General features: G+C 66.5%; 9 protein-coding genes and 1 pseudogene. 1 reads left to right on the top strand and 9 read right to left on the bottom strand.

Annotation, left to right across the window (positions count from 1 at the left end; translation table 11 throughout):
- The 9 genes and pseudogenes from GPT33_RS13450 to GPT33_RS13410 form a co-directional block, all read right to left on the bottom strand.
- A partial coding sequence (locus GPT33_RS13450; RefSeq protein WP_296809752.1) for an efflux RND transporter permease subunit occupies positions 1–338 on the bottom strand: 338 nt, incomplete at its 3' end.
- A gap of 43 nt (positions 339–381) precedes the next feature.
- Positions 382–2,217: pseudogene (locus GPT33_RS13445) on the bottom strand (efflux RND transporter permease subunit); the annotation flags it as partial.
- Positions 2,218–2,260: 43 nt separating this feature from the next.
- Positions 2,261–3,346 carry an efflux RND transporter periplasmic adaptor subunit gene (locus GPT33_RS13440; RefSeq protein WP_296809749.1) on the bottom strand — a complete coding sequence of 362 codons (1,086 nt, stop codon included), beginning with the start codon at positions 3,344–3,346 and terminating at the stop codon, positions 2,261–2,263.
- On the bottom strand, positions 3,343–3,858 hold the full coding sequence (locus GPT33_RS13435; protein WP_296809747.1) for a hypothetical protein: 516 nt from the start codon (positions 3,856–3,858) through the stop codon (positions 3,343–3,345). Before GPT33_RS13435 ends, GPT33_RS13440 begins: the two co-directional genes overlap by 4 nt.
- 27 nt (positions 3,859–3,885) lie before the next feature.
- Positions 3,886–5,019, bottom strand: a complete 1,134-nt coding sequence (locus tag GPT33_RS13430) for a phospholipase A (RefSeq protein ID WP_296809745.1) — start codon at positions 5,017–5,019, stop codon at positions 3,886–3,888.
- A 211-nt stretch (positions 5,020–5,230) separates the two neighbouring features.
- Positions 5,231–6,175, bottom strand: coding sequence for a hypothetical protein (locus GPT33_RS13425; protein ID WP_296809743.1), 945 nt, complete (start codon positions 6,173–6,175; stop codon positions 5,231–5,233).
- Positions 6,172–6,783 carry a rhodanese-like domain-containing protein gene (locus tag GPT33_RS13420; RefSeq protein ID WP_296809741.1) on the bottom strand — a complete coding sequence of 204 codons (612 nt, stop codon included), beginning with the start codon at positions 6,781–6,783 and terminating at the stop codon, positions 6,172–6,174. Before GPT33_RS13420 ends, GPT33_RS13425 begins: the two co-directional genes overlap by 4 nt.
- Positions 6,784–6,903: 120 nt before the next feature.
- The gene (locus GPT33_RS13415; RefSeq protein ID WP_296809739.1) at positions 6,904–8,694 is read right to left on the bottom strand and encodes a dihydrolipoyl dehydrogenase; all 1,791 of its coding nucleotides are present in this window, start codon (positions 8,692–8,694) and stop codon (positions 6,904–6,906) included.
- 297 nt (positions 8,695–8,991) lie between these two features.
- Positions 8,992–9,369 (bottom strand): SHOCT domain-containing protein, encoded by a 378-nt coding sequence (locus GPT33_RS13410; RefSeq protein WP_296809737.1) that lies wholly within the window; start codon positions 9,367–9,369, stop codon positions 8,992–8,994.
- Positions 9,370–9,682: 313 nt separating this feature from the next.
- Between GPT33_RS13410 and GPT33_RS13405 the strand changes: the two genes are divergently transcribed.
- Positions 9,683–11,486, top strand: a 1,804-nt coding sequence (locus tag GPT33_RS13405) for an SLC13 family permease (RefSeq protein ID WP_296809736.1), incomplete at its 3' end; no start/stop codon positions are given.

Below are 11,486 nucleotides of genomic sequence, written 5' to 3'. Positions count from 1 at the left end.
AGCGAGCCGAGATTCGCCTGCAGGGTCACGAAGAGATCGGACAGGCGCACGCCCAGCGTCTCGGCCTTCTCGCGGTCGATGTCGAGGAACAACTGCGGCGTCTGGGCGCTGAAGGTCGAGAAGGCGCGTTGGATCTCGGGGTTCTCGTTGGTGTTGATGATGAAGCCCTGCAGCGCCTGCGCCAGCTCGTCCGGCGGACGCCCGGCCAGATCCAACAACTCCATCTCGATGCCGCCGGCGGTACCCAGGCCCTGGATCGGCGGGGCGGCGAAGGCAAAGACGGTCGCCTGGGGAAGCGCCAGAAGCTTCGGCTGGACAGACGCGCGCGAGCACGGCATCGGAGGTGCTCTGCGCCCCCGGTCGGTCGTCCCAGTGCTTGAGCACGGCGATGGCCAGACCGCCGCTCGAGCGAACCCCGGCCAGCAGGCTGAAGCCGGCCACGGTCAAGACATGGTCGATCTCCTCCTCGGCCGCGAGCAGTTGCTGCACCTCTTGCAGGACCGCGCCCGTGCGGTCGATGGAGGAGGCGTCGGGCAGGGAGACGTCGATGAAGAAGTAGCCGGTGTCCTCGTTCGGGATGAATCCGGTCGGAACCTTCTCGAAGAGCCAGACCGTGCCGGCCATAGAGGCGGCGATGATGAGCACCGCGATGAACGAGCGCCGCCCGAGCGAGGCGACGCTGCGCGCATAACCGTCGCGGCTCCAGTCCAGGAAGTTGAAGAACCAGCGCAGCGGACCGCGCGGCTCGCGCGAGGGACGCAGCAGCAGACCGCAGAGTGCCGGACTCAGAGTCAGCGCGATGAGCGAGGACAGGGTCACCGCGACCGAGATGGTCACGGCGAACTGCAGATAGAGCTGGCCGGTGATGCCGGGCAGGAAGGCGGTCGGCACGAAGACGGCGTAGAGCACCAGGGTGGTTGCGATGACGGGCCCCGTGACCTGCTGCATCGCACGCTTGGCCGCCTCCTTGGCGCTGAGCTTCTCCTCGTCGATGAGGCGCTGGGTGTTCTCGACCACGACGATGGCGTCGTCCACGACGATCCCGATCGCTAGGATAATGGCGAACATCGAGACGGTGTTGATCGACAGGCCCGCGGCCAGCAGGATCGCGAAAGTCCCGATGATCGACCCCGGGATCGCCAGCACCGGGATCAGGGTCGAGCGCCAGTCCCCGAGGAAGGCGTAGGTCACCAGGATGACCAGCGAGAGCGCCTGCAGGAGCGTGATGACCACGTTGCGCATGCTGATGCGCACGAAGTCGGTGGTGTCGTAGTAGATGTCGTATTCCAGATCGTCCGGGAAACGCTCCGCCAGCTGGTCCAGGGTCGCGTAGACCAGGTCGGCGGTCTCGAGCGCATTGGCGCCCGGTGCGAGATAGATGCCGAGGGCGGCGGTGGGCACGCCGTCGATCCAGGCGTTGGCGTCGTAGGTCTGGGCGCCGAGCTCGATGCGTGCAACGTCGGCCAGGCGGATCACCGAGCCGTCCGGGTTGGTGCGCACCAGGATGCGATCGAACTCCTCGGGTGTCGTCAGCCGCCCCTTGGCCTGGAGTGTGTAGGTGAAGGCGCGCCCTTCGTTGTCGGGCGGCGCCCCGAGCCGCCCGGCGGCGGCCTGAAGGTTCTGGCGACGGATCGCATCCACCACCTCGGCCTCGGACACCCCGAGCGAGGTCATCACCTGCGGGTCGAGCCAGATGCGCATCGCGTAGTCGAGCGGACCGAACTGGCTCGCCTCGCCCACACCGGGCAGGCGGGCGAGCGCGTCACGGATGTTGATCTCCATGTAATTGGAGAGGAAGAGGCGATCGAATGTCCCCTCGGGCGAGAGCAGGTTAACCGTCAGCAACATGCTGGTCGATTGCTTGCGCACGGACACGCCCTGCTGGGTCACCTCGCTCGGCAAGGTCGGCAGGGCCAGAGCGACGCGGTTCTGCACGTTGACCGCGGCGATGTCCGGGTCGGTGCCGACCGCGAAGGTGACGTCGAGCCGGTAGCGCCCCGAGTTGTCGCTGGTCGAGGTCATGTAGAGCATGTCGTCGACGCCGTTGACCTCCGCCTCGATCGGCGCGGCGACGGTCTCGGCGACGATCTCGGAGTTGGCGCCGGGATAGAAGCCCTGCACCGAGACCTGCGGCGGGACGATGTCCGGGAACTGCGCCACCGGCAGCACCCGGATGGCGATGACGCCGGCGATGATGATGACGAGCGAGATCACCATCGCGAAGCGGGCGCGGGAGATGAAGAATGCGGAGAACATGGGGTCAGTCTCCGGTGTAGAGCGCGGACGGGAGCGGCTGCACGATCATCCCAGGCCGTGCCTTCTGGATGCCGTCCACGATCACCTGCTGACCCGCCTCGAGCCCGGAGAGCACGATCCAGTCGGTGTCGATGCGATCGCCGAGCGTGACCCGGGTCACTTGCACGCGGTAGTCATCGTTCACGGTCAGCACCAGCCGGCCGGCCTGATCCTGTTGAACCGCCACCTGCGGGATCACCAGGGCCTGCTCGGGCTGCATCGCGCGCGCCTTCACCGTGACGAACTGACCCGGCAACAACACCCCGTCGGTGTTGTCGAAGAGCGCCCGCACGCGCACGGTGTCCGTGGTCGCGTTCACCTCGGGGTCGAAGAACTGAAACACGCCGGGCTCTTCGAGCATGCTGCCGTCGGCCAGCCGCAGGTAGGGCGCGAAGTCGGTCGAGCTCTGCGCTTGGCGCACGGCCAACATGGCGCGGTCGGTGATGGGGATGTTGACGAAGATGGGATCGAGCCGAACCAGACGGGCCAGCGGCCCGGAGGCGGGACCCACCACGGCCCCTTCGGCGAAGTTGGCGCGACCGATGGTGCCCTCGAAGGGGGCGCGGATCTCCGTGTATCCGAGGTCGATCTCGGCGCTTTGCAGCGCTGCCAGAGCGGCGCTGCGGGCGGCGGTCGCCTCCTGCTGGGCGGCAATCGCTTCGTCGAGCTGGGCTTGGGCCGCGGCATTGCGCGCCACCAACGGCTCGATGCGCTCGCGTTGCAGGCGGGCATTCAGGAGGGTCGCCTCGGCGCGCTCCACATCCGCGCGGCGCGCCGCCACGATCGCCTCGAAGGGCTCGCGCTCGATGCGGAACAGAAGCTGCCCCGCTTCAACGGTCGCCCCCTCCTCGAACTCGCGCGAGAAAAGAAACCCGTTCACCCGGGCGATCAGGTCGACCGAGTCGGTGGCCTCCACACGGGCGACGAACTCCATCGAGGGCGTGACCTCGCGCATGGTTGCCGATGCCACGCCGACCGACGGAGGTGGACCGGCGACCGGTGCCGTCACCGCGCCCTGCTCGCACCCGGCGAGTGCCAGTGCGAGCATCATGACTGAGATTCCCGAAATGCGTTGCATGGTGACTCCCGATGGGTGCTGCATGTCTTGAGCCGACCGGGCGGGGGATGCCGGGGACGTCGGCCACACTGATTTGGATGGCATGGGATGGCTGGAGCTGGCTGGGGATGGTAGCCGCGGTCGAAGGTCGCAGCAAGCGACGGCGACACGGGTCTCGATCCCGCTAATGCCGTGACCAGCACGAGTACCGGCAGCGAGATCGCGGCCCGCTGAGCCAGACGCTTCTGGCGGGCCTGTTGCAGCGCCCGATAGACCGAGAGCATGCCTTCGCCGGTCTGTTTCGACCAGTCCCCCGCGCTCTTCCGCTCGGCGATATAGTCCCGGACAGCGTCGAGTGCGGCATCGGCCGAAGGCGCGCCGCTCGCGCCCTTGATACCGGGCAGCCCAGTCAACCGGTTGTATTCATAGTGGATGACGGCCTTGAGGTAGTCCGCGACGAGCGCCTGCAGCGCGGCGACATCATAGGCGAGTAGGCAATTCGGCACGCGACGTCCGTCCGCGTGCCGGACCTATCAGAGGATGTCGTTCAACGCCATGCCGATCCCGATCGTATTCTGCTTCCAGTTGTAGTCGATCAGGCTGTCGCCGTAGCCGGTGAAGGCTCGGACATAGACACGCAAAGGTCCGAGCACCTGCGGCGACATCCAGGTCAACTCAGCGGCGCCCTTGTCGGTGCTCGGATTGCCGCGACCCATGAGGGTGAAGCTGTGATCGCGCCATTTGTAGAAGGCCGTAATGTCGCCATAACCGTAGTAGTCCGTGATGTCGGGGTTGTCGTCGTCGGCATCGCCTTCGTCGATACGCACCCAGGGCCGCAGGACCAGCGCGAAATTGCCCCTTTCGATACCGATCGAGGCAATGATGCGGTCCCAACTGCGCGAGATGGGGTCGGATCGACCGTTGGATTGATGGTTGTAGCCGACGTTGAGCAGGCGCCAATCGAAACCGCCGAAGCTGATATCCGGCCGGAAGCTGACCATCAACTCGGGCATGTAGTTGGTTTCGCGAAAGGGACGCGAGATCTTCTCGTTGTAGACCTGCCACTGGCTCATCTGTGAGTAAGCGGCCCACACTCCCCAGCGTCGATCGTCCGTCGTCCACACTCGGAACTTGAAGCTGAGCTGAAAACGCGCCTCGGTGTTGTCCAGATCCTGCTCGTCGGCTTCGAGGGCGTCGAAGAGCGGCGAGAAAGGCCGGTTGTTGATGCGGCTGGTGTAATTGCCGATCAGCAGGTAGTTGGGGTTGTAGAAGCTGATGTCGTAAGCGCTCGACCCCGGATCGAAGGCCCATGCCTTGTCGATCAGCGAGGTCTCGGCGGGGGTTCGGCGCCCCACCCCGCCCGGCGCGGCACCCTCCGACTCGGGTGCCGCGGGTGCAACCATGGCGGTCCGCTCCGGGACCGTTCCGCCGGAGGTCTGCGCGGCGACGGGAAGACGCCCGCTGGCCCGATCGTAACAGGCGAGCCGCGCTTGATCGGTTTGGATTGCCGCGCAATCGGCGATGCTCGGCGGCGAACCCTGCGCGAATGAGGCGCCGCCCGACGCCAAGCCAAACGCAAACAGCAGACCCACGGCCGGCGCGGGCATGCCGGATCCTTTCGCTGTGCTGAAATCGACCACGCCTCGGCTCTCCTTTGACACATTCATCTGGCTTCCGATTGTAACCGGATCTGCTGCTCGATCGACCTCGCCGTCCATGGGTCTCGATCATCGCCGAGAGCTTGGTCGTTCTCCGCCGGGTGGCGTATTGGAAGCGGCTGGAGACCTCTACGAATGGAGGCCGATCAGACGCGAGGTCGTTCTCTTCCACCGCCTCGCCGCCTCGCAGGTCATGCTCCGCATGGCGGGCGCACCTTCACTAAAAAGAACCGAAAAACAGACCGATGCCGATGATCGCGACGAGTGCGATCAGGGTCCCGCCGAGCATCACCACCGCGATGTCGCGATAACTGCCCTTGTGGCCGACGCCAGCGATAGCCAGCAACGTGACCACGGCGCCGTTGTGCGGCAGGCTCGAAAGCCCGCCCGAGGCGATCGCGGCGACCCGATGCATCAGCTCCGGATCGATCCCGGCCGCGCTCGCCAGCTCGGCATAGGTTTCACCGAGTGCCTGCAGCGTGATCATCAGCCCGCCGGATGCGGAGCCGGTGATGCCGGCGATGACGTTCGTCGCTACCGCCAGCGAGACCAGCGGTCCTCCGTCGAGCGACAGGAAGGCGGCGCTGACCAGCTCGAACGCCGGCAGCGCAGCGATGACCGCGCCGAAGCCGACCATGCTCGCGGTGTTCAGGACCGGCAGCACCGAGGCATTGGCGCCGGCATTCATGCTCGCGCGCAGCGCGGTCAGGCGTCGGAGGTTGACGGCGATCAGTGTCAGGATGCCGGCCAGCAACGCGGTCGCCACCGACCAGATGCCGCCAACCGACGCCAACGACGTGCCGCCCCAGGCGGCCTCGGCGAGGAAGGCCGTATCGAGCCACGGCAGCACCACCAGGCTCATCAGCAGGTTGGTGAGGACGACGATGACCATCGGCAACACCGCCAACGCGAAGTGCGGCGGGTGCGCGCTGCGCTGCCCGTGCTCACACTCGGCCGGATCGAACACATCGGTGGTGCTCACCCGTTCGCGCAGCAGACTGTCCTCGGCAGGGTCTACCGCAGAGAGAGCGTTGCTCCCCGAGGGCTCGCCGATCGCAACCGACTCAGCGCTCGTGCGATAACCCTCACCGCGGCGGCGCGCCTGCGCGGCGACCCGCCCCAGCCACCAGAGTCCGAACAGCAGCATGATCGCCGCGGCGATCAAGCCGACCGGCGCGATGCTGCGATCAGTTGCTCGACAACGATGTCCGGGCTGGGTCTGGTTGCTCGGTTCCAAGGCAGGCGCGCCAGGAGTTGCTCCAGGCCGCAGAAGTTGGTCCAGGCTGCAAATGTCAGGCCGAGGCCGATGAACAGCGCGACCCACTTCAGCGCCGGGACAAATTCGCTCAGCAGTATCGAGATCACCACGATTGACCCTGTCATGAAGCGGACCTGTCGCTCGGCGCTCCACACACGCCGTCCGCGCTTCAGGTCGCCACCGGCCTGCTCCCAGGCGCGCAGGCCGCCCGCGAGAAAATGCACATGTCCGAGACCACTGTCGGCGAGAGCCCGAGCGTCGCTCTCGGCTCCTGTCATCTGCTTTGCCTTCTCCGCCCGCGCTCCCATCTGGCAGACGAAGACGATCGGATCGCTGACCGCCTCCCGTATGCGCCCGACGTGCTCTTCCAGCGTGCTCATCGGAATATTGATGGAGCCGGGAATATGTTCCGACTCGTACTCCGCCGGGGAACGGACATCGATCACGCGAATCGCAGGATTCGCCGCCATTGCCGTGCGCAGCGTTTGCGCGTCCCAAGAAAGCCCCTCTTGCATCACTCTACCCTCCAAGGGTCTTCGGTTGACCGTCGCGACATCACCCACCACAAGGGCAATTCGTGGTTCACGATGACCTGTTGGTCGTAGGGTCTCGTCCGTGGTGGATGCGGTGCACCGCTACTGCGCCAGCCAGCCGCCGTCTACGGGTAGGCCGACGCCGCGCATGTTGCACGCGGCATCCGAGCACAAATAGACCGCCAGCGCACCGAGCTGCTCCGGGGAGGTGAAGGACTGCGACGGCTGCTTGTCGCCGAGCAGCTTGACGCTGGCGTCTTCGTTGGAGAGTCCCTCGCGCTCGGCCAGTGCATCGATCTGCTTCTGCACCAGCGGGGTCAGCACCCAGCCGGGGCAAATGGCGTTGCAGGTGACGCCGGTGGTGGCGGTCTCCAGCGCGACGGCCCGGGTCAGGCCCATGACGCCGTGCTTGGAGGCGACATAGGCGGACTTGTCCACCGATGCGACCTCGATGACGGGGCCTGAGTTTTTCGTGTCGATCTTGGCGTAGAGGTCGCTCAGCGCGGCCTTGAGCGCGCCCTCGATCACCGGGTGGTAGAAGGGCATGCGCAGCACCTCGCCGACGGTCATGCCCTGCTCGATGCTCCAGGCCAACAGGTGCCCCAGGTGTTCGCCGCGCGGCGCGATCATCTCGGCTCCGAGCAGCCGGCCGCTCGCCTTGTCGGCGTAGACGCGCAGCACGCCGCGCCCCGCGCCCATGGCCCGGGCGCGGCCGACGGTGGCAAAGCTCACCTCGCTGACCGCGGCGCGCCCGGTGTCGATCTGATCGAAGCGCGCGCCGACGGCGATGATGTTCGGATCGCAGAAGTTGACGTAAAACGGCGTCTTGCGCTTGAAGCGCGTCGGCGGCCGGTCGACATGGGCGGCGTTGTAGCCGGCGATCTTGCCCTCGTCGGCGGCCTCGTGCAGCACCTGGCGCTCGCCGGTGGCGTCGCCGGACAGGAACACCGGCAGGTGACCCACCTGCATGGTCGCGGGATCGAAGGGCGGTACGCCGCGGGCATCCAGCGGCAACCCCAGCACCTCCAGCCCCAGGCCCTGCAGCATCGGCGCCCGGCCGATGCTGGAGAGCACCTTGTCCACCAGCACCTCATGCTCGCCGGCCGTGACTCGGATCTTGGCGCCGGCCTCGGCCAGGGCCGCCGGTGCGCCGAGATGGATGGCAAACTCCTGGCGCATCAGCTCGATGGCGACGCGGTTGACCTCCGGGTCGGCGATGCCGGCGATCCGCTCGATCTGATCGAAGCCGGTGACGGCGACGCCCATGCGCGCGAGGCTCTGGCCCAGCTCCAGACCGATAGTGCCCATGCCGATGATGGCCATGCTCGCCGGCAGGTCCGGCAGCTCGAAGACCTCGTCGGTGGTGATGACACGATCGCCGAACTGCCGCCAGGGCGCCGGCACGATGGGCGTCGAGCCTGTGGCGATAACGACCGCCCGGGCGCGGAAGCGCTGGCCGGCGGCCTCCACCAGCGTGGGCTCGATGAGCCGCGCATAGTCCTGGATGAAGACGTCGTCCGGGAGCTTGTCGGTGCTGCGGCTCACCACGCCCTGGACGAAGCCGTCGCGCAGCTCCTGCACGTGCTTCATCGCCTCGCTGAGATCGATACTGAGCCCGTCGTGGCCGTCGATGCCGAACTGGCCAAAGTGGGTGCGGCGGTAATACTCCTCGGCGATGTGGATCATCACCTTCGACGGCATGCAGCCGATGCGCGCGCAGGTGGTGCCGGGCGCACCCCCGTTGATCAACACGAAGGAGCGACCGGCGGCACGCGCCTGGGCCATGGCATTGAGGCCGGCGCTGCCGGAGCCGATGATGACGATGTCGATCGGACGTTCTTGCATGGCGAGGTTCTCCGCGGTTCGTAGAAGGGGGTCGGCGGCGAGGTCCAAGGACACGCGGGTCGCATGCCGATCGGTGATGGACGGGCTCGCCAGGTCCGTCAACACGAGTAGACCCACGAAGAGGCCGACGACGGCGACGGTGTAGCTGCGGACCATCGACGCTCGTGCCTTTGTGCTGCGATGAAAAAGTCGATGGGTCAATAGCGACACTGCTACCGCAGGCCTGCCACCACCGCGGTCTCCAGAGCCTCCGTGCTTGGCCTGATGATCTGAAAATCCGCCGTCAGTAAGCGGGGTTCGTCGCATGAAAGCGACGATTCGCGAGCGATCAGAAGCGAGGTGCGCCTAGGCGAGCGCTTTCCCCTTGAGCGTGTCGAACTCGGCCTGGTTGATGGTGCCGGCGTCGAGCAGCGCCTTCGCGGCGGCGATCTGATCGGCGGGAGATGTTCGCGCCACTTCCCGGATGTAGGCATCGGCATCGGACCTGGCTCGCTCGAGCGCGGAGCGTTGCCGCGTCCCCATGCCCTTGCCGCGGACCAGGACATAGAGGAACGCCGTCACGAATGGCAGGAACAGCAGGCCGATGAGCCATAGCGCCTTGTAACCCCCGCCCAGCCAAGGGTCTCGGAATAGATCAACAACGATATGGAAGAGGATGATCAGATAGGCGAAGAATAAGAAGGTGGACGCGACCAGATAAACGATATCCCAAACGTTGCTCATTAGGTGTGAACTCAAGGTTACAGGCTGGAGAGGATCCGAGGCCAGTGTCATCAGGACGCCGGGCCCAACCACGACCTCGCGTTTCCGTTGAAACGCCGCCGACTCTCGGCGGTGGCGTTCAGGCGCACGACAATCGCTCGATGCGACCTTAGCGATGTAGCGCCCTGGTTGGGAAGGGATGGCAACCTGATTGTTCCTCAAAGCGCATTTTTCGCGCGCCAAAGCTTAGAACGGAGTCGCCTGCCGTCGCTCGCTGCAACGGGTCCCTGATATAGTGACACGCTGTCGCCGGCAGCTTGACGAAGGAGCCACCTTGTCTATTGAATTGATCCTGGTGCTCGTGCTCCTGGCCGGGGCCATCATGATGTTCATGCTGGGCCGTCCGCGCGCCGATGCGGTCGGCCTGTCGATGATGGTGGCCCTGCCGCTCACCGGTGTAATCAGCGCTCGCGAGGCGGTATCCGGGTTCAGCAATCCGAACATCATCCTGATCGCGGCCATGTTCGTGATCGGCGAGGGTCTGGCGCGCACCGGCGTCGCCCAACGCCTCGGCGACTGGTTGGTCACCCGCGGCGGCAATCAGCCCGCGCGTTTGGTCGCGCTGTTGATGCTGATTGTCGGCGCGTTGGGCTCGGTGATGTACTCCACCGGCGTGGTCGCCATCTTCATCCCCGTGGCATTGCGGATTGCCCGCAATGCCGGCATGACCCCGGCACAGGTGCTGATGCCGGTCTCGTTCGCTGCGCTGATCAGCGGCATGCTGACCCTGGTCGCCGCGGCCCCGAACCTGATCGTCAACTACGAGCTGACCCGCACCGGGGCGGAAGGGCTGGATTTCCTGTCGCTGACCCCGATCGGTATTCCGGTGCTGATCCTCGGCGTGCTCTATATGATGATCGCCAGCCGCTGGCTGGGATCCGACGCCGCACCCGCCGAGCGCGCCGGGGCCAAGCCGCGACTCGGTGACTGGGTGGCGCGCTACCAACTCGCCGAGCGCGAACGGCGTGCCCGCGTCGCACCCGGATCACCGGCGGTCGGCCAGTCGCTCGCCGCGCTTGGCCTGACGCCGGATCGGGGCTGGCGGGTGATCGCGCTGGAGCGCAGCCCGGCGCGCGGCGGCTGCCTCATCGCTCCCGGCGCCGAGACCGAGCTTGCGGCAGGCGATGGCCTCCTGCTCGACAGCGCAAACCCGGTCGGCGATGCCGATGCCCGGTGCGCCGAGCTCGGCCTCGAGCCGCTGCCGCTGTCCGGGCTCTACTTCACCGACCGTGCCCAGGCGATCGGCATGGCCGAGGTCATGCTGCCGGCCGATTCGCGGCTGCTCGGCAAGACCCTGACGGATGCCGGTGTGCAACTACAGCGTGGATTGGTTGCGGTCGGTCTGCGTCGCGGTCTGGCCGTGCTCGATGCCGAGGCGCGCGCGAACGCGATGCTGCAGGCCGGCGACACCCTGCTGCTGGTCGGCGCCTGGGCGGCGATCGAGACGCTGCGCGGCCAAGACCATGATTTGGTCATGACGAACCTGCCGAAGGAGCTCGACGAGATCCTGCCGGCGGCCAAGCAGGCGCCCTATGCCGTGCTGGCGTTGGCGATCACGGTCGGCCTGATGGTGTCGGAGCTGTTGCCGGCGATGCATGCGGCACTGATCGGCTGCCTGCTGATGGGGCTGTTCCGTTGCATCGATCTGGACAGCGCCTACCGCGCAATCAGCCTGCGCACCCTGGTGCTGATTGCCGGCATGCTGCCGTTCGGGATGGCGCTGGAGCGCACCGGCGGAATAGATCTCGCCGCCGATACGCTGGTCGGCCTGCTCGGCAGCGCGAGCCCTTATCTGATTCTGGCCACGCTGTTTCTGATGACCCTGACCCTCGGGCTGTTCGTCGTCCCGGCCGCCACGGCGGTGCTGATGGCACCGCTGGCGATGGCGCTCGCGGCCGAGCTCGGCGCCTCGCCCTATCCGTTCGCGATCGTCGTCGCGCTGGCCGCCTCCAGCGCCTTCATGACCCCGGTGGTGCCGGCGAATGCGATGGTCGGAACCCTCGGCGGCTATCGCTTCGGCGACTATGCAAAGATCGGCCTGCCCTTGGTCGTCCTGGTGCTGACCTTGGCACTCACCC

The sequence above is a fragment of the Thiocapsa sp. genome, from assembly GCF_011390875.1.
In the GTDB taxonomy this organism is placed as follows: Bacteria; Pseudomonadota; Gammaproteobacteria; order Chromatiales; family Chromatiaceae; genus Thiocapsa.
The sequence above is the reverse complement of the archived record's forward strand: the minus strand, read 5'-3'. Positions and strand labels throughout refer to the sequence as shown.

Coding starts and splice junctions, on each gene's coding strand:
- GPT33_RS13440 (WP_296809749.1), bottom strand. CDS start 3,346: ATGATGCTCGCACTGGCACTCGCCGGGTGCGAGCAGGGCGCGGTGACG.
- GPT33_RS13430 (WP_296809745.1), bottom strand. CDS start 5,019: ATGAATGTGTCAAAGGAGAGCCGAGGCGTGGTCGATTTCAGCACAGCG.
- GPT33_RS13420 (WP_296809741.1), bottom strand. CDS start 6,783: ATGCAAGAGGGGCTTTCTTGGGACGCGCAAACGCTGCGCACGGCAATG.
- GPT33_RS13410 (WP_296809737.1), bottom strand. CDS start 9,369: ATGAGCAACGTTTGGGATATCGTTTATCTGGTCGCGTCCACCTTCTTA.